The organism is Mesorhizobium sp. LSJC269B00 (genome assembly GCF_000502815.1).
Classification (GTDB): domain Bacteria; phylum Pseudomonadota; class Alphaproteobacteria; order Rhizobiales; family Rhizobiaceae; genus Mesorhizobium.
In genome coordinates, this window is record NZ_AYVN01000001.1 from 585,411 (window position 1) to 607,849 (window position 22,439).

The following is a 22,439-nucleotide window of genomic DNA, read 5'->3' on the forward strand; positions in this document are numbered from 1 at the left end:
GCGCGGGTCATAGGAGAATTACATGAAAGAACCCGAGGATTGCATGAAAGAACGCATCGGCTTCATCGGCCTGGGCAGCATGGGCGCCGGCATGGCCGACAATCTGCTGCGCAAGGGCTGGCCGCTGACGGTGCATGTGCACCGCAGCCGCACCGCCGCCGACCGCCTGATCGCGGCCGGCGCCACCGAAGCGCCAAGCCCGCGCGAACTCGCCGCCGCCTGCGACATCGTGATCCTGTGCGTCACCGGTTCGCGCGAGGTCGAAGCGCTGGTCAAGGGCGCGGACGGGCTTGCTGCGGCCAAGACGCCGCTGCTGATCATCGACTGCTCGACCTCCAACCCGTCATCGACGACAGCGCTTGCCGCCGACCTCGCCCAGCAAGACATAACGCTGATCGACTCGCCGCTGGCGCGCACGCCCAAGGAAGCCACCGAGGGCAAGCTCGACGTCATGGTCGGCGGCCCGGCCGAAATCGTCGCCCGCGCGCGACCGGTGCTCGAAGCCTTCGCCGCGCGAATCGTCCACACCGGCCCGACCGGCAGCGGCCACACCATGAAGCTGCTCAACAATTTCGTCTCGATGGGCTATTCCGCGATCTACTCGGAAGCGCTGAGCCTCGGCACCAAAGCCGGGCTGACGCCGCAGGTCTTCAACAGCGTCATCTCCGGCAGCCGCATGGATTGCGGCTTCTACCAGGCCTTCTTCGATTTCGTGCTCAACCGCAACGAAAACGCCCAGCGCTTCGCCATCGCCAACGCGCTGAAGGACATGACCTACCTCGCCTCCTTCGCCCAGGCCGCCGGCATCGCCAACCCGATCGGCGCCGCCGTGCGGAATGGATTTGCCACAGCGGTTACCACCGGTCATGGCGAGAAGTTCGTGCCGGCGCTGTCGGATATTGTGGCTGGGCTGAATGGGGTGTCGCTGGTGGAGACGACGGGGGCGTGACGGAACGATGGAGGTATCCTCCAACCCACACCGCAGATTGTCGAGGTAGTGGGTCAGAAATGGCTGGGATTATTCTCTCATTTGCGCCTCTTACGCGCTTGTGCAATGATTGCAATGCCTGACCGTTCGAGAAAACGCCCGCGCGATATCAACGAGCTTGCCACGACCATCGTCGCGGCTGTAACCGGGAAATCGTCTGGCGAGAACGAGACCGATACGACTGGGAAAAGCCCAGCTGCGGTCGAGCTAGGCCGCTTGGGAGGGCTTTGGGGGAGGGAAGGCACGAGCGAACCGCTTGTCGTCTGACCGGCGAAGTGAGATTGCCCATAAGGCTGCTCAAGCGCGATATGGGAAGAAACCATAGAGCGACTTGGGAGTTAGTGATCGTACAAAAAGACGAGTTTCCGCCTCTGTTGCCAGCTGGTCTGCATAGAATGACTGAGGATGAGTTGAAAGTCCTTGTCGTTGACGCCTTTCCGCTTTCCACAAAGCGGCCGCTTTTGTGGCAGAGATTTCTCAACCTCATGGACGAAGCTCGTCAACTCAAGCTTGAGTTTGAAGTTTGGATAGATGGAAGCTTCCTTACACAGAAGATTGAACCTAGCGATGTCGACTTCGTTTTAGATTTTGATGTGGACGCAATAAACAACCCGGCACCAAGTCAAGTTCCCTTCCTCCGAGAATTGGCGAACCAGGCCTTCAAGCCACAAAAACTGCATAGTTTCATTATGTTTCACGCACCGACGGCGCATGGCCAACATGCTGAAGGCGAACGTTTACACGATCAGTGGGTGAAAGATTTTGGGTTTAGTTATGTCGCGCGTGAGCCTAAGGGAATAGCTGTTCTGGAGGTGATCCCATGAGCAGGATGCGCGCTATCCTCGACAGAATTAATGATGTCGAGTCGACAATATTGAAAATCGAACAGGCACAATCTGGTACGCCAACCCTTGCAACCGAATTAAGCTTGAGATCCTTGGAAGGTCGCCGTGAAAATTTGACCGCTGAACTCTCGGAAATAACAAGGACTGGCCTGATTGACGTTTGCGACTACAAGATTATTCCAGACAGTTTGCATTCATACGCCATATCTGCGGTAACCGCTGCCCTCCACGACTTCCAAGACTTGGTTTCAATTGTCTTTGCTTCTCTCGTATCAGGGCCACGCCGAAGCGCTAAGATTAGTGCTGATGTGGCGCAAAAGACAGAATTTGGATTTGGTTTTGCTTATTCCGGCTCGCTCGGCGTCGTCCTGACGATACCAAACGACAGATTAATAGGCGGTATGGAATCTGAGCTAGACCGGGCTGTATCGGAAGTCTTTGCGCTTTTGAGGATTAGGAATTCCAAAGCCGTCAACGAAGCTGCCACCCGACTTGGAGTTCCGGTAGTGAAAAAGCTTCATCACTGGACGAAAACTCACAGCCAGTACGGCATGAGTGCGGACATTAAATGGACCAGGGAAGAGGAAATACGAGATCGCGTTGTGGCTCAATCCAGAGAAATGGAATTGATCTACAAGTTAATTGAGGAAAGCGATAAGAGGATATCTGACCCCATAGAACTGACTGGAGAGTTGGTGGCTTGGAGTGTCCCGCGTCGCACGTTCGTGTTGACGTTTCCAGACTCCCCACCGATCTCTGGTCATTGGTCGAAGACATTTAACGGCCAAGCGCAACGCAAGGTGCCCAGTCGATATCGTGCGAGGCTGACTAAGGAAACGTTGGTTCGATATGGCGATGGAGATATTGAAACTTGGACGCTAGATGAACTGATAGATATGGTTGATACCGATTAAAACTGACTTTTGTGCTTGACCGATAAAGCATGATGATGCCGGTTGCGTGACTGGCAAGCCTTGGGAAATTTGCGACGTCATCGCGCTTGTCTAGACGAAGGAAGCCGATGGTGCGCGGACCATACAAACGTCCAAAGACTGGCTAGAATGGCGAATGGCCTACAATGGATTTCGATTGTGGCGGCCTTTCTAGGCGCATTTTTTTGGTTTTGGTCTGCCAGTGTTTCGATCCCGCCGGTCACCATGGCTTTATGGCGCGATGGGAAAATCACTAGGCCTCCCCACGAAAAGGCGCTCAAACGGCAGAGCCAACTTAGTGCGATCGCCGCTGTCTTTGCTGGTGTTGCATCCGCCTTCCAGGGTTTGAGTTTTTATCTGTCTATTTCAAGCTGACCCATTACCGACATCGGATATGGCGCTCCCCCTCTCCGTCGCGGCATCGCCGCGCCGAGACGGAGTGGGGGCCGGCGCTGCTACATCGGGACTAGACTGCGTGAAGCCGTCTTGCGGATAGGCAGGCTAGGCCACCTCATAGCAACCGCTAGCGGCCACCTGTCCATCCATGTCAAACCGCAAGATCGGTCGAGCGCGACATATCAGGCGGCGCCTATCTGGTGTCGCCACGCAGGACGAGACGATGAAGGCACCACTTGAAAACTACCATGCCCGGATGCAGCGGGTGCTGGACCACATAGACCAGCATCTGGACGACGATCTGGGCCTGGAAGCGTTGAGCGGCGTCGCGGCGTTCTCGAAATTCCATTTCCACCGGCAGTTCACGTCCACCTTCGGGTTGTCCGTGCATCGCTATGTCCAGCTCGCCCGCCTGAAGCGCGCTTCGTACCGGCTTGCCGAGAGCGACGCCCAAAGCGTCACCGACATAGCGATGGATGCCGGCTACGACGCGCCGGATGCCTTCGCCCGCGCCTTTCGGCAACGGTTCGGACAATCGCCTTCGTCGTTCCGGAAGTCTCCCGACTGGGGGTCGTGGCTCATGGCCTTCGGGCCGCTCGAAAAAGCAAGGACCACGCTCATGCAGATAATCTTCGAACACGACGACGTAACGATCCGCGATGTGCCGCCGACGCCGGTAGCTGTTATGGAGCATCGCGGCGACCGGGCGACGCTCCAGGACACCATCCAGCGGTTCATCGCCTGGCGCAAGGCAGTCGGCCTGTCGCCCGAGACCAGCCCGACCTTCAACATCTTCCGTTCCGAAAGGGAGCCGGCGAACCCGGCCGATTACAGCATGGATATTTGTGCCGGAACCGACCTGCCGGTAGAAGGCGGGCCGATCGAGGCCGCGCAGATGAAGGCCGGCGTGATCCCCGGCGGACGCTGCGCGGTGCTGCGATATCCCGGCAACACCAACAATCTCGAGCCGGCAGCGCTCTACCTCTACCGCGAATGGCTTCCGGCCAGCGGCGAGGAGGCGCGCGACTTTCCGATCTATTGCCAGCGACACTTTTCGTCGAACGGACCGGTGCGCGAGGTGGTGCTTGAGCTGTTTCTGCCGCTGAAATAGCGCGGTGGGGTGGCGGCCTATCTCCGGCCCTGAGCTGGTTGAGCCGACGACCGTGTGAAATCTGATATGGCGCTCCCCCACTCCGTCTCGGCTTCGCCGAGCCACCTCTACCCCCACATTCGTGGGGGAGAGGAAACCCAAGCTTTTTGANCCCCACTCCGTCTCGGCTTCGCCGAGCCACCTCTACCCCCACATTCGTGGGGGAGAGGAAACCCAAGCTTTTTGAAGGGCTGCGATCTCGGAGATTGGCATTTCCTCATCCCCCATGAAATGGGGGGTCCGAAGGACGGGCGAGACCCGTGGCTCGCCCCGGCAAGGTGGCTCGGCGAAGCCGAGACGGAGTGGGGGTCAGCGCCGCCATAGGCGATTGGCCCAGCGCGCGGATAAGGCAAGGCTATCCCTAAGCCTGCCCGCGCACAGCCTTCCGCAACCGCGAATGCCGTACCGGAGACGCTGCCTCGGGCCCCGGCGCTATCTCCGCAGCTTCCCCCTCATGCAACCCCACCCGCAGCGCCGCGCCCGCCAGATGGTCGCGCATCGCGGCTTGCGCCCCTTCGGCGTCGCCGGCACGGATCGCTCTCAGGATGCGCTCATGTTCGCCGAGCGTGATGCGGGCCATGTCGTCCGACTTTTGCTGGTTGCCGGCGGCGAGAATGCTTTCGCGCACCCGCTCGGACACGAAGACCAGGAATTGGCCCATGTAGGAATTGCGCGTCGCCTCGGCGACGGTGCGGTGGAATTCGAGGTCGCTGCGCAGCCAGGCGACGCTGCCATAGGGGGCGGCGCGCATGCCGGACAGCGCATCGCCCATGGCTTTGAGATCGGCGTCGCTGCGCCGTTTTGCGGCAAGGGCCGCCGCCTGCACTTCGAGGATGCCACGCAGTTCGAACAGATTGCGAAACGAGTCGGCGCGCTGCAGCGTCTCATGGTCGATGGTCAGCACCGTCGGGTTGTTGCTCTCGACCACGAAGGCGCCGCGCCCCTGCTGCGACCAGATTCGGCCTTCCGAGCGCAGCCGCGCGATCGCCTCGCGCACCACGTTGCGGCTGACCCCGAAAGTGGTTGCCAGCGCCGCCTCGGTCGGCAGCTGGTCACCCGGCTTCAGCCGGCCTTGCGCGATCTCGCGCGAGATGGAACTGGCCACCAGAGTGGAGAGGTGTGGGCCGCGATTGACCTTGTCGAGTTTCAGCGTCATCGCTCACCTATAGTCGACGGCGGGTGCGGACGCCAGAATGCGGCCGTTGCTGAGAATGTGGCGCGGGTCGAATGCGTCCTTGATGCCGGCGGCGAGGTCGAGCGTCACCGGATCGATGCGTTCGAGGAACGCCTTCTGCTTGACCCGGCCGATGCCGTGCTCGGCGCTGATAGAGCCGCCATAGCGATCGACGACGGTGAAGATCTCGGCTTCCGCCTGCTCGAACAGATGTTCCATCGCCTCGGTGCCCATGCCTTCCGGCGGCACGACGTTGAGGTGGATGTTGCCGTCGCCGACATGGCCGTAGGTGACGGCCAGCGCGCCGGGCCGGGCTTTCTCCAAGGCGGCCAGCGCATCGGTGACGAAATCGGCAAGCCTGGAGATCGGCACCGACACATCGGTGCGCAGGTAGCGCCCGCCCCTGCCCTGCCGCTCGACCATGATCTCGCGGTAGAGCCACAGCCGCTCGCCCTGCGCCCTGGTCGAAGCGATGACGCCATCCTCGACGATGTCCTCGACGCTGCCGAGAAACCCCAGAAGCATGTTGGAGAGGTCGATCAGCCCGCCCGACGACACCTCGATCAGCACATAGACGGGATAGGGCTGGCTGAGCGGATCGGGAAAATCCTGGCCTTCGCGCATGGTGATCTCGATGCCGACGCGCAGGATCAGTTCGAAGGCGGTGAGCAGGTCGCTGCAGTCGCGCCGGGCGCGGGCATAGAGCGCCATCGCATCCTCGACCGAGCGCAGGCCGACCAGCGCGGTTTCGATCTGCGTCGGCTTGGGGAACAGCTTCAGCGCCGCCGCGGTGACGATGCCGAGTGTGCCCTCCGAGCCGATGAAGATCTGCTTCAGATCATAGCCGCGATTGTCCTTGCGCAGCACTTTCAGCCCGTTCCAGATGCGGCCGTCGGCCAGCACCACTTCGAGGCCAAGCACCAGATCCCGCGTCATCCCGTAGCGCAGCACGTTGAAGCCGCCGGCATTGGTGGCGACATTGCCGCCGATGCGGCAGCTGCCCTGCGCGCCGAACGTGATCGGCAGCAGGCAGTCGCTCGCTTCGGCGGCGCGCTTGGCGTCCTCGAGGATGCAGCCGGCCTCGACCACCATGGCAAAGTCGATCGGGCTGATCGAACGGATACGGTTCATGCGCTCCAGCGAGATGACGATCTCGCCGCCATCCGCCGCCACTGCGGCGCCCACGAGCCCGGTCAGGCCGCCTTGCGGCACCACCGGAATGCGCTCGGCATGGCAGAACCTCATCAGCGCCGACATTTCCTCCACCGAAGAGGGCCGCGCCACGACCAGCGGCCGGCCGAAATGGTCGCCCGACCAGTCGCGGCTGTAGCGCGCCAGATCCGCTTCGTCGGTCAGCAGCCCGCCATTCGGCAGCACGCCGGCCAGGGCTGCGATCTGCGATGCGGAGGTTGGCGGCACGGCATTCATGGATTGGCTCTAGGCCCCTCGGCAAAACGACTGGACAAATACCGATGTTGTCGTGTTATCATACAACCCTGATTGAGAACATCAAGCGAGGCCGTCTTGCCGCCAGGCGTGCGATGTGGATGATCAGACCCGCAAATCACAGAATTCGGAGGACTCCCCCAATGAGCGACGCCCCGGGCTTTCGCTATATGCACACCATGATCAGGGTGCTCGACCTTGACAAGTCGATCGCCTTCTACACCGAGGTGCTCGGCATGACCCTGCTGCGCCGCGACGACTACCCCGGCGGCAAGTTCACCAACGCCTTTGTCGGCTATGGCCCCGAGGACAAGGAAGCCGTCGTCGAGCTGACGCTGAACTGGGGCCGCGAGGAACCCTACGAGATCGGCACCGGCTTCGGCCATCTGGCGCTCGGCGTCAACGACATCTACGCCGTCTGCGCCGAACTGGAAAAGCGCGGCGCCAAGATCCCGCGCAAGCCCGGCCCGATGCAGCACGGCACCACCCACATCGCTTTCGTCGAAGACCCCGACGGCTACAAGATCGAGCTGATCGGCCTCGACACGATGTGATCCGATCGGGCCGGACCGCATCGGCCTCGCGCCGATGCGGTCCCGTCCTGTCCGCGCTTGCCTGGGAGGCGGGATCACTTGATGACCGCGATCTTGCTGCGGTCGATGGTAATGGCGACGGCAGCGATCAGCACCGCGCCGAACACCATATTTTCCAGGAAAATGTTGACGCCGACAAAGGTCATGCCGATGCGCACGATCGAGATGATCAGCGCGCCGACCGCCGTGCGGGCAACGCCGCCGAGCCCGCCGGTGATCGCCGTGCCGCCGACGATGACGGCGGCGATGGCCGGCAGCAGCAGCTGGTTGGCCAGCACTGGCGAGCCGCTCGACAGCCTGGCCGCCAGCACGACGCCGGCGATGGCCGCGAGCATACCCGACGCGGCAAAGGCGATGATCTTGGTGCGGTCGACATTGATGCCCGCCGCCCACGCCGCCGGTTCGCCGGCGCCGACCGCAATCGCCTGGCGGCCGAAGCGCGTGTAGCGCAGCGCCAGAAAGGCGGCGATGCCGATCACCGTCGAAATCAGCACCACCACGGGAATGCCGGCGACAGTGGCGTTGATCCAGGCGGTGTTTTCGCGACCAGCCTCCTCGATGGTGATGGCGCGGCCGTTGGAGACCCATAGCGCAAGGCCGGTGACCACGCCGCCGGTGGCGAGTGTCGCCACGAAGGACGGCACGCGTAGCTTGACGTGAACGACGCCGCTCAACACGCCGAAGGCGAGCCCCGACAGGATCGCCACCGGAAAGGCGGCAAGGCCGAACGAAGGCAGCAATTGCGCCAGGATGACGCTGGCCAGCGATGCCACCGCCTGGATCGACAAATCGATGCCGCCAAGCAGGATGGCGAAGGTGACGCCGGTCGCCAGGATGAACAGCACGGCGGTGTTGGCAAACAAAAGCGCCACGGTCTCGCCGGTCAGGAAGCCGGGCGCGGCGATCTCGATGATCAAAAGCAGGCCGACAAGCAGCACCAGCGGAATGGCGCCTTGCGTCCACTTGCCTTCGAAAACCCGCCTGATGGAGAACGCTTCATTCATCGGTTCACACCATTGCCCTGAGGAGATCGACCTGGTTCGGCTTGTTGCCCGGACTGGCATCGAAGCGCGCGGTGATTGCACCGTCGCGCATCACCAGCACCTGGTGCGACAGACCGATCGTTTCCTCCAGCGTGTCGGAAATCAAAAGGATCGCCACGCCTTGCGCCGAGAGATCGCGCACCAATTCGTAGACCTCCTCCTTGGCGCCGACATCGAGGCCGCGTGTGGGATGGTCGAGCACCAGGATGCGCGAGCCCGCCGTCATCCAGCGCGCCAGCACCACCTTCTGCTGGTTGCCGCCGCTGAGCTTGCGGCAGGCGGCATCGGGACCGGGCGCCTTGATGCGCAGCCGCTTGATCCAGTCGGCGGCAAGCCGGCGCTCCTTGCCATAGTCGATGGCGCCATGGCGCATGACGCTGGAGAGATCGGCCAGCGAAATGTTCTCCGCGATCGACAGGAACATCACCAGCCCTTCGAGCCGGCGCTCGCGCGGGACATAGCCGATGCCCTTGCGCACAGCCGGCTCCGGCGAGGAGAAGCGCACGGCATCGCCGGCGATTTTCATCTCGCCGGCATCATGCTGGACGAAGCCGCCAACGGTGCGCGTCACCTCCTCGCGGCCGGAGCCGACGACGCCGGCAATGCCGACAATCTCGCCGGCCCGGATCGAGAGATCGACGCCGTGATAGTAACCGTTGGCGCCAAGCCCCTTGGCCTCGACCATCACGATATCGCGCGGCGCCAGCTGGCGGGCCTCGCGATAATACTCCGCCTGCAGGCCGCGCCCGACCATGATCTCGTGCATCTCAGGCGCGGTGACTTCGGCTGCACGATGTTCGGCAACGACGGCGCCGTCCTTCATCGTGTAGACGCGGTCGGAGATATTGAGCACCTCGTCGAGGCGGTGCGAGACGAAGACGAAGCTGGCGCGGGATTTGAGCGAGCGCACCCGCGCGAACAGCACCTCGATGTCGGCGGCGTTGAGCACCGAGGTCGGCTCGTCGAGCAGGATCAGCAACTGCCGCTCGACCACTTCCTCCAGGGTCAGCGCCTTGGCGAGCTCGACCATCTGGCGCGCGGCGAAGGTGAGTTCGGAGGTGCGCGCGGTGACGTCGATGTCGATGCCGATCTTGGCCAGTTGCCGCCGCGCCGCCGCGTTCATGGCGCGCCAATTGACGAGGCCGAAGCGGGTGAAGCGGTCCTCTTCGCCGAGATAGATGTTTTCGGCGACCGTCAGGTTCAGCACCAGCGACTGCTCCTGGAACACCATGCCGATGCCATGCCTGGCCGCATCACGGGCGTTGCGCATGCGCAGCTGTTCGCCATCCAGCGTGAGCGAGCCGCCATCCGGCCGGTAGCCGCCGGCCAGCACCCGCATCAGCGTCGACTTGCCGGCGCCGTTCTCGCCGATCAGCCCGACAACTTCATTGGGCCGCACCTCGATGGAGACGTCGCGTAGCGCCTGGACGCCGGGGAAATTCTTGATGATGTTGCACGCCTGCAGCATGGCGCTCACTTGACGATTTTCAGGCGGACGCGGTCGAGCGACAGCGCCACCGCGGCGATGATCATCAGCCCCTGCACCGTCTGCTGGATGTAGGGCGAGATGCCGAGCAGGATCATGCCATTGGCAAGCACGGTGACGATCAGCACGCCGATCAGCGTGTTGACGACACCGCCCTCGCCGCCGGTCAAAGCCGTGCCGCCGACGACCACTGCGGTGACCGCTGCAAACAGCCTGCCGTCGCCGATGACGGCATGCGACTGGCCGAGCTGTGCGGCGGCCAGCACACCGGCAATGCCGAAGAAGAACCCGGCCAGCGCAAAAGCGGTGATGCGCACGCGCACCACATTGACGCCGGAGAGCTTGGCGACATCCTCGTCGCCGCCGATCGCCAATATGTGGCGGCCGAGCTTGGTGTGATACTGGATGACGGTGGCGAGCAGGAAGGCGCCGAACGCGACCCAGACCGCCACCGGCAGGCCGAGGAAACGGTGCAAGGCCAGGTCGCGGATCGAGGCGTCGTTCAGCTTGATGGCCGTGCCGCCCAGCATATAGACCGACAGGCCGAGGCCGATGAACCACATGCCGAGCGTGCCCATGAAGGATGGGATGCGCAGCATGGTCTGGACGAGACCGCTGACGAAGCCCATGGCGGTGCCGGCGGCGATGGCAGCGAGCACCGCCCACCAGCCATAGTCGTTGCCGTTGCCGTCATTGGCGGCGAGCAGCACAAGCACCATCGCCGCCACCGAAAGCGTGCCTTCGACTGCGAGGTCGATGCTGCCCATCAGGATGATGAAGGTCAGCCCCATGGCCAGCGTCAGCGGCACGGCGGCGGAATTCGCAAGCCGCACCAGATTGCGCAGCTCGATGAAATTGGGATTGGCAATGGCGATGAGTACGCAGAGTACAATCAGCACCGCCAGCGGCGCCAGGCTGCGCCAGCGCCTGCCGCCCAGGAATGTCGCGATGCGGCCGGGGAACGGTGTCATGGGCGTCGTCCGCTCGATGTCCGAAACGGACTTCAGGGGTTCTGTATGGATTGTCAAGAAACCGCTTCCCGTCTGCTGGTGACAGCCGTCGCGACAAGGGGATCGCGACGGCTGCGGGAGGAAGCGGGCCGCCAGGGAGGTGCAGCCCACTCCGATGGATCAGGTACGGATTGCTCCGGTGACCCGGCCCCACAGATCGTTCCAGTCGATCTCGGGCTTCGCATCGACATTGGTCTTGTAATATTCCTCGACATTGTCGTGCGAGATCAGCACCGCCTTGCCGTAGAACTCGCGGTGCTCCGGGGGCTCCTTGGTCGGGTCGAACTTGCCGATCTTGGCGTTGTAGCCGATGGCGAGACCCATGCCGCCCTGCCAGAACGGATCCGAAGTGACCGTGCAGGCGAATTCGCCGGTGCGCACCGCATCGACCGCCGTCTTGATGCCGTCGACGCCGACGATCGGCACCTTGCCGGCGAGATTTTCGGCACGCAGCGCTTCCAGTGCGCCGGAGCCCATATCGTCATTGGCCGCCCAGATGCCCTTGATGTCGTCGCCGAAGCGGGTGAGCAGATTGCCCATCAGGTCGAAGGCTTCGGTCGACTTCCAGTTGGCGACCTGAAAGTCGAGCAGCTTGATGTCCGGGTTGGCGGCGAGCGCCGCATCGAGGCCCTTCTTGCGTTCGATCGCCGCCGTGGTCGAGATCAGGCCGCCGAGTGCGACGATGCCGCCCTTGCCGCCAATGGTCTTGAACAGGATCTCGGCGATGGTCTTGCCGCTGTCGATGCCGTCGAACTCGATATGCGAGACATAGTTCGGGTTGAAATCCTTCGGGTGCAGATCCCCAGGCTTGTTCCACTGCGTCACCACATAGGCGCCGGCCTTGGCGCAGGCCTCGACGATCGGGCGCGCATCGGGCGTGTCGTTGGGATCGGAATTCAGCACCATGTTGCCGCCGGTCTTGGCCAGCATCGCCTTGATGTCGGCAATGCCCTTCTCGCTGTTGCCTTCCGAAACCAGCGTGACGTGTTCCAGCCCGGCCCATTTGGCATACGCTTCGGCGCCGGTCTTCCACACCGCGTGATAGGGGTTGGACAGCGAGCGGATCGACGTCACCAGAGTCGGCTTGTCCTGCGCGCGCAGCACGCTCGGCATGGCGAGTGCCGCCACGCCGGCGGTGGCGCCCATCATCAGCGTGCGCCGGTTGACCGCAAAATTCTTCGTGTCGTTCATACCTCGAAACCTCCCGATTGAATTCTGTTCCGCCCGGCATCTTGCGCAGGGAGCGCGGCCGGGACCTCCTGGTGAGGATCGTCAAGCTCCTCCACTTGTACGACAACCCTTCAACACGATAACCATACCCTTTCTCTTGACGCGGCACAAGCGACTTGAGATCGTCGCGCGCAAGAGGAGGGCGGTGATTTTCATCGCCCGCCGGAGCATGATCCCTAGAAGTGGGAACCGGTTTTCTCGGACAAATCGGGAAACCGTTTTGTCCGGGAGATCATGCTCCAACAAAGAGAACCCGGGAGTGGAAATGACGGATTACATCATTGTCGGCGGCGGTTCGGCTGGCTGCATTCTGGCCGCCCGGCTGAGCGAGGACCCGGACGTGTCCGTCGTGCTGCTCGAGGCCGGTCCGCCCGACACCGATCGCTACATCCATCTGCCGGTCGGCTTCTTCAAGATGACGTCGGGGCCGCTGATCTGGGGCTATGACACCGCGCCCGGCAAGGAAATCGACGGCCGCACCATGGTCTATCCGCAGGCCCGCGTGCTGGGCGGGGGCTCCTCGATCAACGCCCAGGTGTTCACCCGCGGTTGCCCGCAGGATTATGACGGCTGGGCGGCTGACGCCGGCTGTGCCGGCTGGAGCTATGCCGACGTGCTGCCCTACTTCGTCCGCTCCGAGGGCAACGACACTTTTGCCGATGCGCAGCATGGCATTGACGGCCCGCTCGGCGTCTCCAGCGGCGCGCCGCATCCGCTGACCCGCATCTTCGTCAAGGCGGCGCAGCAGGCGGGCCTTCCTTTCCGCGCCGACTTCAACGCCGGTGAGCAGGCGGGCGCCGGCTTCTACCAGACGACGACGCGTCGGGGGAAACGCTCGAGCACGGCGGTCGCCTATCTGAAGCCGGCGCTCGGCCGCAAGAATCTGACGCTACGCACCGACGCCTCCGTCAGCCGCATCGTGGTCGAGAACGGCCGCGCCATCGGTGTCGAGATCATCGTCAATGGCCGCACCGAACTGCTCCGCGCCGAGCGCGAAGTCATCGTCGCCGCCGGCGCCATCGGCTCGCCGAAATTGCTGATGCTGTCCGGCATCGGCCCGGCCGTGCATCTCGGCCATCACGGCATCGAGGTGGTCCACGATTCCAAAAACGTCGGCCAGAATCTGCACGATCACATGGACGTCGATGTCGTCGCCGAGCTCAACGGACCGCATGGCATCGACCGTTACAAGAAGAAGCGCTGGCAAGCGGTCGCTGGTCTTGAATATGCGCTGTTCGGCAAGGGGCCGGTGGCCTCCAACATCGTCGAGGCCGGCGGCTTCTGGTGGGGCGACCGCGCGGAGAAGACGCCGGACATCCAGTTCCATTTCCTGCCCGGCGCCGGCGTCGAGGAAGGCATCGGCTCGGTTCCCGGCGGCAATGGCTGCACGCTGAACTCCTACCATGTGCGCCCGCGTTCGCGCGGCAGCGTCACGCTCAAGTCCGCGGACCTGCGCGATGCGCCCATCATCGACCCCAACCCGTTCGCCGAGCACTATGATCTCGAACGCGCCATCGACGGCATCGAGATCAGCCGCGAAATCCTGTCGCAGCCAGCCTTCGCCAGATACATCAGCCGCGAGCATCTGCCCGGCAAGGCGATGCAGGGGCGCTCAGCACTCGAAGCCTTCGCCCGAGAACATGGCCGCAGCGCCTATCACCCAGTCGGCACCTGCCGGATGGGCGGCGATGCCGACAGCGTCGTCGATCCCGAGCTGCGCGTGCGCGGTCTGCAAGGCCTGCGTGTCTGCGACAGCTCGGTCATTCCAAGCATCGTGTCGTCGAACACCAACGCCGCCGTGGTCATGATTGCGGAGAAGGCTGCGGATCTGATTGCGGGGCGAACGCTGCCGGTGGCGTAAGCAGGACAATCGCATGTGGTGGCGCCACGCGATTGCCCTGCCTTGAGCACCTGTCGCTGAGCGCATAGCACTCGAACCGCACTAAAAACGACAGCCTCCCGCAGCGCCTTCAACCGACGCTTGCGCAACCCACCAACCGACCGGAAACCCCCGGTTGCGGGCTCGTTGCCGACGCCGGCGCGGGGATGTGAAAGCGCTTTTGCGCCAGTTCCGCGATCACACCATATGAACCGATCCAAGCTCTGCTAGCTTGTGGGCGTGGGACGTGTCCCGCTTTGGCCGGTGCTTCAGGCAACCCCATCCCAACCCCCCGCCCCCTGCGGCACCGGCCATCCCCCTCCCCCTTTTGGCAGGCTTCTCGACCTGCCATCCTCAGCCGTCCCTGCCAACTTCGAGGTCGACGACGAGGCCTGATGCGTGGCATGCAAATCCAGACCATCGGCAGCGTATCGAGGGATTTCACATCGGCTGTCTGGACGACGTCCTGGAGAGCGACAGATCGGGGTCGAGCCGCCTCAGCTCCCGGTTGATGGCCGCCAGGCGCTCCGGTTCGCCTTCCGTGTTGCAGACATTGAGAGTAACGACGCGTAAGCGCATCAGCGAACCACCGCCGCGATGCGTTCCAACGTGGTGCGCGAAACGGCTCGGCCATCGGCGCGGTTCGGCTTGCCAAATGCCGCCATGCCGCCCATACACGGCTTGAACAACCGCCCCGAGGGTCCGCGCCCATTTTGCCAAAGGATACTCTCCGATGTCTGTGACGCCGTCCCCCTGGTCAAAGCCGTGACGGCCTCCCTCGCAAGCCTGGGCTGGACGGATTTCTTCGGCGACCAGCTTGAAGCCGATGAGGCAGACCTCGTGCCGACGCGCATCGCCTCGGTGCACCGCGACCGCCTGGCCGGCCTGTCCCGGGCAGGGCCAGTGGATCTGACGCTGCCGGCCAATGCCAACACCGGCGACTACGCCGTCGGCGACTGGGTGCTGGTCGAGCAGCATACACATCTGCTGCTCCGCCGGCTGACCCGCAAGACGGTGCTGGAGCGCCGTACCCAGGGCGGCAGGATCCCGCAGCTGGCCGCGGCCAATGTCGACACGCTGTTCATCGTGACGTCCTGCAATGCCGATTTCAACATCGCCCGGCTCGAGCGCTATCTGGCGCTGGCCAACGAGGCCGGAACGACGCCGGTGATCCTGCTGACCAAGGCCGACACCGCTGACGATGCCGAGAGATACCAAAGCCAGGCTGCCGCCCTTCAGCGTGGTTTGCCCGTAGTGACGCTGAACCCGCGCGTCGCCGATGCCGCAGCGGCGCTTGCTCCCTGGTGTGGCGCAGGGCAGACGGTGGCGCTGGTCGGCTCCTCCGGCGTCGGCAAATCGACGCTGGTCAACACGCTGGCCGGAGCGGCGCAGCAATCGCCGCAACAGACTGCGGGCATTCGCGAGCACGATGCCAAGGGTCGCCACACCACCACGGCGCGGTCGCTGCACCCCATCGCCGGTGGCGGCTGGGTAATCGACACGCCGGGCATGCGCACGCTGCATGTCAGCGACGTCGCATCCGGCATCGACACGCTGTTTGCCGAAATCACCGAGCTCGCACCGCTGTGCAAGTTCCGCGACTGCACCCATGTCCACGAACCGGGCTGCGCGGTGCAGGCTGCGTTGAAGGCGGGTACGCTCGACCCTGAGCGCCTTGCCCGCTGGCGCAAGCTGTCGGAGGAAAACCAGGGCAACACGCCGGTTCAGAGCGGCCCGCGCGGCAACAAATCGCCTGCCGGGCGCCCGAAGCGGCGTTGAGAGGATAGGAATTGCGGAACGAGACTTCGGAGGCCCGGCATGTGCCGGGCCTCCCTTTTTTCACTCTCCGCGCATCGTTGCCTGGAAGGTCGGCAGGTGCTTCTGCTGCGCCTCCAGCATGCGCTCGCGGTAGACGCCGTAGATGACGTCGGTGTCGTGCAGCGTCACGCCGGCAATGGTCGGCGAGGCGAAGACCGGCAGTTCGATGCCGCGCTTGGCGAGCTGCTCGGCCGTGCGCGCGATCAGCTCATGCGCCAGGATCATGGCAAGCACCGTCGATGAGCCCGACACCGGCCGGCTCCAGCCCTCGACCGGCACGATGGCGTCCTCGATCGGCGAACAGGTGTCGATGACGAGGTCGGCGGCATCCGCCAGCCGCTTGCCGGACGAGTGCGTCGCCGGCTTGTCCAGATTGTTCTTGCTGGTGACAGCGACGACGAAGATGCCGCGCTTCCTGGCGTAGAGCGCGGTGTCGATGCCCGACGAGTTGCGGCCGCTATGGCCGAAGATGATGATCGAATCGCCCTTGTTGAGCGGCTGGTGGTCGAGGAATTTTTCGGCGTATCTTTCCGTACGCTCCAGCCACAAAAGCTCGCGCACGCCGCCGGCGCCGAGCACATTGTGCCACATCACGCGCGGGTCGGTCAGGGGGTTGAAGCCGACATAGCTGCCATAGCGCGGAAACACTTCCTGCACCGGCAGCACCGAATGGCCGGAGCCATAGAGATGCACCAGCCCGCCGCCCTCGAGCGAGTCGGCAAAGCGGCTGGCGGCCTGGCCAAAGGCCTCTTCATTGGCTTTCGCAGCCTGGTCGATGAGGGCGGCGAGACGGTGGATGTAGAGATCGGACACGTGGGTACTCCTGTTTGCTGTGTCGGTCTGGAATGGATCAGCTTCTCGGGTTCAGCGGCACGCGTCCGGCGCGCAGCGTCGAGCGGATTTCGTAGCGGTCGCCGCGCATGATCGAGACGGTGAATTCGAACGGGCCGCGCTCGTCGGTGGTGATGCGTTCGACGACGAAGGCCGGGCTGCCGACAGCGAGGTCGAGCAGTTCGGCGTCCGCCGCGCCGACCGCGCCGACCCGGTAGTTTTCCCGCGCCGCCACCGGCACGATGCCGTAATGGCGCTCCAGCGCCTCGTAGAGCGAGCCCTGCAGCAGGCCGGCATCGAGGAAGCCCGGCACGCGCACGGCCGACAGCTGCGCCGTCTGAATGCCGATCGGCTCGTTGTTGCCGAGCCGCAGCCTGCGAATGCGCACCACCGGATCGCCTTCCTCGATCTCCAGCGCGCCGGCAGCCGCCGCGTTGGCGGTGGTCAGGCTGCAGTCGAGCAGGCGCGAGCCCGCGACCACGCCCATATTGCCCATCTCCTGGGTGAAGCTGGTCAGCTCGCGCGTGCCGGCGACCAGCGTGGTCGAGCGCACGAACGTGCCGCGGCCATGTTCGCGCCTGAGCAGTCCTGCCTCCTCGAGGTTGCGCAAGGCGTGGCGCAGCGTGATGCGGCTGACGCCGAACAGGGCGCACAGCCTGTCCTCCGCCGGGATCTGGTCGCCCGTTGCCCATTCGCCGCTCTTGACGATGGCGCGGATCGCCTCTTCGACCTGATACCAGAGCGGCTCCGGCCGTCTGCGGTCCGGCTGCTGAAAGCTTGCTTCGCTCATCGCACATGCCTCCACCCTTGCCCAACGGCGCCGGCCAGCGCCGCGCCGACGAGGCCGGCGCGGGGACCGAATTTTCCGGGCTTGACGTCGATGCCGCGCAGATGCGGCGGCAGTTGGCGTCGCAGCGCTGCAAGCAGCGGCGGCCGGATCACATCCAGCGCCTCCGCCAAACCACCCGAAATCAGAACCGCTTGCGGATCGAGCAGCGCGACAGCGCCTGCAAGCGCGGTGCCGAGCTGTCGCGCCGGCAGTTCAAGCAAGGTGAGTGCGGCCAGTTCGCCGGCCTGGGCAGCGGCGATCAGCTGGCGGCCGTCGGCAAGGCCGATCTGTCCGGCAAGGGCATCAAGCGCCCGGCCCGACGCGACGCGCTCCAGCCAGCCGCTGCGCTCTTCACCATGATCCCTCACGTCGGCGCAGGCCCAGCCGAACGAGCAGGCGCCGCCATGCGCGCCGGCAACGATGCGGCCATTGGCCAGCACCGCCGAACCGATGCCGGTGCCGATGGCGAGCAGGATCGCATCCGACATGTTTTTCGCACTGCCTTCGACAGCCTCCGCCAGCAGCGCAATCTGCGCGTCATTGCCGAGCGCTACGCGCAGTTTGGGAAACAGCGGCTGGATATCGACGCCGTCGAGGAACGGCAAGTTGGGGATCCAGCGGCAGATTGAGCCCTCGACCAGACCCGGCACCGCGATGCCAAGCGCTGAGACCGACCCGGCCTCAGTGCACAGCGCGTCGATGCGCGCAATGAAGGCATCAAGGGTTGCCGGCGCCGGCTCGCTGCCCAGCGCCTCCAACGCACCGACATCGCCCGTAGATACGGCAGCGCGCAGATTGGTGGCGCCGAGATCGATGGCGAGTACCCGCGTCATCGACCCGACCCTTTGCCGAAGGGGAGCGAGAACAGACCGCTGCCGGCATTCCACGAATGCGACGCCGCCGCGAAGGCCTGCGCATGGCGCGTGCCGCGCAGGCAGCCGCGCAGCCGGTAGAGCGAACTGTAATAGTCGACATAGGGGAAGCTGCTCAGGCCGCGCGCCAGCTCATACTCCATGACCGCGTCGCGCCAGGCCTCGAACCCGTCGCTGACATCGACGAGATGCTCGGGCCGGAAGCCGTCATCGTCCTCCCAGTTCTCGCCGAACAGCAGCAGTTGCGGCGTGTGCGCCGGATGGTCGCTGGCAACGGTCGGCAGTCCGGCGAAGAAGATACCGGTCTTCGTCAAATGCGCGGCGGCGCGATGGTCCTTGTGCCAACTGCCATGCCAATGGGTGATGACGATCTCGGGTTTCAGCTCGCGAATGATGTCGCCCACTTCGAGCGCCGTCTGATCGTCTGTGGGCAGGAAGCCGTCGCGCAGGCCAAAGCCACGCATGGTGACGCCGAGCCGCTCCGCCGCGCTGCCCGCTTCCTCTTCCTTCTGCACGCAATAATGCGCGGGAACCAGGTACGGATGGCCCTGCTCACCCATGGTCAGATGCAGGAAGGTCACCGTGGCGCCGCGCTTGACGGCAGCGGCCGCCAGCGGCCCGGCCATCACCTCGGCATCGAAGGCGTGCGCGCCGACCACCAGGATGGATTTCGCCGCATAAATTCTGTCTTCGATCATTTCATGCCTCCTCCGGTGCCCACGCCTTCGCGAATCTGGCGCGCCAGCAGACAATACATGATCAGGATGGGCGCCATGGAGATCGCCAGCGAGGCGAACACCAGGCCCCAGTCGGTGCGGAACTGGCCGACGAAGACGCTGATCGCCAGCGGCACCGTCTTGTAGCGGTCGTCGAAGATGAAGATCAGCGGGAAGAAGAAATCGTTCCACACCGCGATCGCGGTGAAGATGGCCACGATCGACACCGCCGGCTTGACCATCGGCAGGATGATCTGGAACAGGATGCGGACCTCGCCGGCGCCGTCCATGCGCGCCGCCTCGTCCAACTCGGAGGGCAAGACGCGCATGAAATTGGCGAAGATGAACACGGCGAAGGGAATGCGGATCGCCGAATAGACCAGGATCAGCCCGGTCAGCGAATCCAGCAGGCCGAGATTGCGCATCAGCGTGAACAGTTCGACCGAGGCCAACCGGATCGGCAGCATGATGCCGGACAGGAACAGGCCGAGCATGATGGCATTCCAGCCAAGCTTGTAGCGGCTGAGCGGATAGGCGGCCATCGCCGAGACGACGATGGTGAGGATGACGGCGCCGCCCGTGACGATCAGGCTGTTGATGAAATTCTGGCCGAGATCGGCGCGCGTCCAGGCGTTGATGAAATTGTCGAAGGCAAAGCTTTGCGGCAGGCCGAGGCTGTTGTCGTAGATCTCGGCCGTGGTCTTGAAACAGGAGACGATGAGGATGTAGAGCGGCAACAGCACGGCCGCCGTCCAAACGACCAGCACCGTCCAGCCGGGCAGCCGCGCAAGCTGCCGAGAGATGGCCGGTCTTTGCGCAATCGCCAGCGCGCTCATAGCTGCACCGTGCGGCGGTCGAAGAAGCGCAGCATCATGAGCGTGCCGATGCTGAGGATCAAAAACAGCACGGTGCCGAGCGCCAAAGCCAGACCAATATCGGTGATGCCGACAGCACCTTCCGCGCCGAAGGCCAGCCGGTAGAAGTACGTCACCAGCGTGTCGGTCGAATAGCTCGGATTGCCCTGCACGCCCTGCATGACATAGACGATGTCGAACTGGTTGAAGGTGTTGATGAACGACAGCGTCGTCAGCGTGCCCAGCGCCGGCATCAGCAGCGGCAGCGCGATCGAGAACAGCATGCGCGCATTGCCGGCGCCGTCAAGTTTTGCCGCCTCGAAAATCTGGCCGGAAATCTGCCGCAGACCTGCCGTGTAGGTCAGCACCGGCAGGCCCATCCAGTTCCAGGCATCGACGGCGATCAGCATGGCGAGCGCGGTGTGGCTGTTGCCGAGCACAGTCAGGCTGCCCTGGTGCAGGCCGAGCCCGTTCAGCGCCCATTCGACGACGCCGCCCGGTGCCAAAAGCAACCGCCACAGCGCGCCGACGATGACCGGGCTCAGCACGGCCGGAAAGAAGAACACCGACTGGAAGAAGGCCGCACCCTTGTCGCGCAGGAACAGCAGCCAGGCGAACAACAGGCCGAGGCCATTTTGGAAGACCATGATGCCGAAGAACCAGGCGGTGTTGTGCCACAGCGCGCCGTAGATCCGCGCGCCGCTGGGGAAAACGAACAGCCTTGAGAAATTCGACGGGCCGGCGAACTCGACCATGCGCAGCCCCTTCCAGACGAAGAAGCTGCCCCACAGCGACATCCCCAGGGGATAGAGGACGAACAGCGCATAGACCGCCAGCGCCGGCAGGATGAACAGCACGGCCATGCGCTGCTGCGTGCGGCGAAGGCTGCTGGTGCGGCGAAGGGTGCTCATGCGCTTTTCTGGTCCGTGAGAGGCCGGCCGCTTTTGCGACCGGCCGCGCCTACTGCTTCGGCTTGAACCAGGTGGCGACCGCGGCATGCATGTCGGCCGCCAGCTTCTCCGGCGCGATGTTGCCTTCGACCATGTCGATGATCTCCGACTGCAGCACCGAAGACGCCGTCGGCGACTGCCAGCGGAAGCCGACCAGCGTCAGATACGGCGTCGAATTCTTCGCCATCTCCATCATCGCGGCCAGCACTGGATCCTTCACCGTCACATCCGTGCGGGCCGGCGGCCAGCCGAGCTCGTCGGCGAACATCTGCGCGAACTCTGCCGAAGCGATGAAGCCCAGCACCTTGGTCGCGGCCTCCTTGTTCTGGCTCTCAGAGACCAGGCCATAGGAGCCGTCGGAGAAGGCCGAGGTGTAGAGTTTTGCACCGGCATCGTCGGCGGGGAACGGGAAGATCGAGAATTTCAGCTTCGGGTTCTGCGCCTTGAAGCTGCCGTTCTCGAACGAACCGCCGAGGAACATCGCCGCCTTGCCGCCGATGAACTGCTGCGTGGCGGTGGTGTAGTCGATGCCGGCGAAGCCGTCGGGGAAATACGGCTTCAGCTCGGCGAAGCGCTTCAGCGCCGCCACATAGCGCGGATCCTGGAAGGTCGCCTTGCCGCTCATCATCTCGTCGTAGAAATCAGGACCATAGATGGTCGGGCCGACGACGCCGACGGCGATCTCCAGCTCCCAGCCCGAGCCGTTGGCGCCGCCGGTGGCGATCGGCGTGATGCCGGCCGCCTTCAGCTTCTCGCAGACGGCGGTGAAATCCTTGTAGGTCTTGGGGATCTCGATGCCCTGGGCGGCGAAGATATCCTGGTTGTAGAAGACGCCCATCATCGGCACCGAGTAGGGCACGCCGTAGAGCTTGCCGTCAGCGCGGCCACGCACGCCGCCAAGCGCTGCGTCCTCCATGTTCTTCAGCTCCGGCACGTTGTCGTCCAGCGCGTCGAGATAGCCCGCCTCGACGAAGGGCTGCAATTCGCCATAGGCCTTGAGCTGGGCGATGTCGGGCCCGCGCCCGCCGCGCAGCGCCGTGCTCAGCCGGTTCTGGTAGTCGGCATCGGGCGTGAACTGGATGGCGACCTTGATGCCGGGATTCTTCACCTCGAAGGCATCGAAGATGCGGCGCATCGCGGCCTCGTCCTCGGTGCGCCAGCTCCACAGCGTCACCGTGCTGTCGGCGGCTCGCGCCGGCAATGAGGCGAAGACGCCGGCGCAGGCGGCGGCAAGGCCGCCGATCAGCCCAAGTGCTGCGCGCCGGTGAAGTGAAAGCATGCTCATTGCCAGTCTCCCATTGTTCTCTGTCCTTGGCGTCCCGCGGCGTTTCCGTGCCGTGAGAAGTCATTGGTTCGGCAAAAGTCATTATAACGACATAGCGGTATTCGCAAGAGGT

At 64.0% G+C, this 22,439-nt stretch carries 22 protein-coding genes; 8 read left to right on the forward strand and 14 right to left on the reverse strand.

Translation table 11 applies throughout. From position 1 onward, the window contains the following. Positions 1 to 43 precede the first annotated feature (43 nt). From X771_RS161985 to X771_RS161975, 5 genes are all read left to right on the forward strand, one after another. Positions 44 to 949: an NAD(P)-dependent oxidoreductase gene (locus X771_RS161985; RefSeq protein WP_023686500.1), complete on the forward strand. Its 906-nt coding sequence runs from the start codon at positions 44 to 46 to the stop codon at positions 947 to 949. A 320-nt stretch (positions 950 to 1,269) separates the two neighbouring features. Beyond that, entirely contained in the window at positions 1,270 to 1,812 is a 543-nt protein-coding gene (locus X771_RS1000000165790) for a hypothetical protein (RefSeq protein ID WP_050587392.1), read from the forward strand. After that, a complete protein-coding gene (locus tag X771_RS161980; RefSeq protein ID WP_023686502.1) occupies positions 1,809 to 2,747 on the forward strand; it encodes a hypothetical protein in 939 nt (312 codons plus the stop codon). The genes X771_RS1000000165790 and X771_RS161980 overlap by 4 nt, the downstream gene beginning before the upstream one ends. Positions 2,748 to 2,894: 147 nt before the next feature. After that, positions 2,895 to 3,140 carry a hypothetical protein gene (locus X771_RS1000000167895; protein WP_156935965.1) on the forward strand — a complete coding sequence of 82 codons (246 nt, stop codon included), beginning with the start codon at positions 2,895 to 2,897 and terminating at the stop codon, positions 3,138 to 3,140. A 244-nt stretch (positions 3,141 to 3,384) separates the two neighbouring features. Next, complete coding sequence (locus tag X771_RS161975; protein WP_023686503.1) at positions 3,385 to 4,272, forward strand: AraC family transcriptional regulator; 888 nt, start codon at positions 3,385 to 3,387, stop codon at positions 4,270 to 4,272. Between the two features lie 400 nt (positions 4,273 to 4,672). On the opposite strand, the gene X771_RS161970 is transcribed toward X771_RS161975, so the two are convergent. Beyond that, complete coding sequence (locus tag X771_RS161970; protein WP_023671079.1) at positions 4,673 to 5,467, reverse strand: FadR/GntR family transcriptional regulator; 795 nt, start codon at positions 5,465 to 5,467, stop codon at positions 4,673 to 4,675. Positions 5,468 to 5,470: 3 nt separating this feature from the next. Further along, positions 5,471 to 6,913 carry an FAD-binding oxidoreductase gene (locus X771_RS161965; protein ID WP_023686504.1) on the reverse strand — a complete coding sequence of 481 codons (1,443 nt, stop codon included), beginning with the start codon at positions 6,911 to 6,913 and terminating at the stop codon, positions 5,471 to 5,473. 161 nt (positions 6,914 to 7,074) lie between these two features. Between X771_RS161965 and gloA the strand changes: the two genes are divergently transcribed. Beyond that, the gene (gene gloA, locus X771_RS161960; protein ID WP_019856614.1) at positions 7,075 to 7,485 is read left to right on the forward strand and encodes a lactoylglutathione lyase; all 411 of its coding nucleotides are present in this window, start codon (positions 7,075 to 7,077) and stop codon (positions 7,483 to 7,485) included. Positions 7,486 to 7,559: 74 nt separating this feature from the next. On the opposite strand, the gene X771_RS161955 is transcribed toward gloA, so the two are convergent. The 4 genes from X771_RS161955 to X771_RS161940 all read right to left on the reverse strand — a co-directional run bounded on the left by X771_RS161955 (position 7,560) and on the right by X771_RS161940 (position 12,254). Continuing rightward, on the reverse strand, positions 7,560 to 8,528 hold the full coding sequence (locus tag X771_RS161955) for an ABC transporter permease (protein ID WP_023686505.1): 969 nt from the start codon (positions 8,526 to 8,528) through the stop codon (positions 7,560 to 7,562). 4 nt (positions 8,529 to 8,532) lie between these two features. Next, a complete protein-coding gene (locus X771_RS161950; protein WP_023686506.1) occupies positions 8,533 to 10,035 on the reverse strand; it encodes a sugar ABC transporter ATP-binding protein in 1,503 nt (500 codons plus the stop codon). 5 nt (positions 10,036 to 10,040) lie between these two features. Next, positions 10,041 to 11,081: an ABC transporter permease gene (locus X771_RS161945; RefSeq protein ID WP_245262508.1), complete on the reverse strand. Its 1,041-nt coding sequence runs from the start codon at positions 11,079 to 11,081 to the stop codon at positions 10,041 to 10,043. Positions 11,082 to 11,183: 102 nt separating this feature from the next. Continuing rightward, complete coding sequence (locus X771_RS161940; RefSeq protein WP_023683136.1) at positions 11,184 to 12,254, reverse strand: sugar ABC transporter substrate-binding protein; 1,071 nt, start codon at positions 12,252 to 12,254, stop codon at positions 11,184 to 11,186. Positions 12,255 to 12,558: 304 nt separating this feature from the next. Between X771_RS161940 and X771_RS161935 the strand changes: the two genes are divergently transcribed. Continuing rightward, positions 12,559 to 14,154 (forward strand): GMC family oxidoreductase N-terminal domain-containing protein, encoded by a 1,596-nt coding sequence (locus X771_RS161935; protein WP_023686508.1) that lies wholly within the window; start codon positions 12,559 to 12,561, stop codon positions 14,152 to 14,154. 459 nt (positions 14,155 to 14,613) lie between these two features. On the opposite strand, the gene X771_RS1000000167900 is transcribed toward X771_RS161935, so the two are convergent. Further along, positions 14,614 to 14,751, reverse strand: coding sequence for a hypothetical protein (locus tag X771_RS1000000167900; RefSeq protein ID WP_023691904.1), 138 nt, complete (start codon positions 14,749 to 14,751; stop codon positions 14,614 to 14,616). A gap of 174 nt (positions 14,752 to 14,925) precedes the next feature. Here X771_RS1000000167900 and rsgA point away from each other — a divergent pair, with 174 nt between their 5' ends. Further along, a complete protein-coding gene (rsgA, locus tag X771_RS161930) occupies positions 14,926 to 15,951 on the forward strand; it encodes a ribosome small subunit-dependent GTPase A (protein WP_023683132.1) in 1,026 nt (341 codons plus the stop codon). A 60-nt stretch (positions 15,952 to 16,011) separates the two neighbouring features. Here rsgA and X771_RS161925 read toward each other — a convergent pair whose 3' ends face one another. Genes X771_RS161925 through X771_RS161895 form a run of 7 tightly spaced genes read right to left on the reverse strand, consistent with a single transcriptional unit; the run spans position 16,012 to position 22,327 of the window. Then, positions 16,012 to 16,803 (reverse strand): SIS domain-containing protein, encoded by a 792-nt coding sequence (locus X771_RS161925; RefSeq protein ID WP_023686509.1) that lies wholly within the window; start codon positions 16,801 to 16,803, stop codon positions 16,012 to 16,014. Between the two features lie 37 nt (positions 16,804 to 16,840). Then, complete coding sequence (locus X771_RS161920) at positions 16,841 to 17,611, reverse strand: GntR family transcriptional regulator (RefSeq protein WP_023683130.1); 771 nt, start codon at positions 17,609 to 17,611, stop codon at positions 16,841 to 16,843. After that, positions 17,608 to 18,483, reverse strand: coding sequence for an ROK family protein (locus tag X771_RS161915; RefSeq protein WP_023686510.1), 876 nt, complete (start codon positions 18,481 to 18,483; stop codon positions 17,608 to 17,610). The genes X771_RS161920 and X771_RS161915 overlap by 4 nt, the downstream gene beginning before the upstream one ends. Next, a complete protein-coding gene (locus tag X771_RS161910; protein WP_031195993.1) occupies positions 18,480 to 19,220 on the reverse strand; it encodes a PIG-L family deacetylase in 741 nt (246 codons plus the stop codon). The genes X771_RS161915 and X771_RS161910 overlap by 4 nt, the downstream gene beginning before the upstream one ends. Further along, positions 19,217 to 20,074, reverse strand: a complete 858-nt coding sequence (locus tag X771_RS161905; protein WP_023686512.1) for a carbohydrate ABC transporter permease — start codon at positions 20,072 to 20,074, stop codon at positions 19,217 to 19,219. The genes X771_RS161910 and X771_RS161905 overlap by 4 nt, the downstream gene beginning before the upstream one ends. Beyond that, a complete protein-coding gene (locus X771_RS161900; protein WP_031202401.1) occupies positions 20,071 to 21,003 on the reverse strand; it encodes a sugar ABC transporter permease in 933 nt (310 codons plus the stop codon). The genes X771_RS161905 and X771_RS161900 overlap by 4 nt, the downstream gene beginning before the upstream one ends. Positions 21,004 to 21,052: 49 nt before the next feature. Then, positions 21,053 to 22,327, reverse strand: coding sequence for an extracellular solute-binding protein (locus X771_RS161895; protein ID WP_023686514.1), 1,275 nt, complete (start codon positions 22,325 to 22,327; stop codon positions 21,053 to 21,055). Positions 22,328 to 22,439 lie beyond the last annotated feature (112 nt).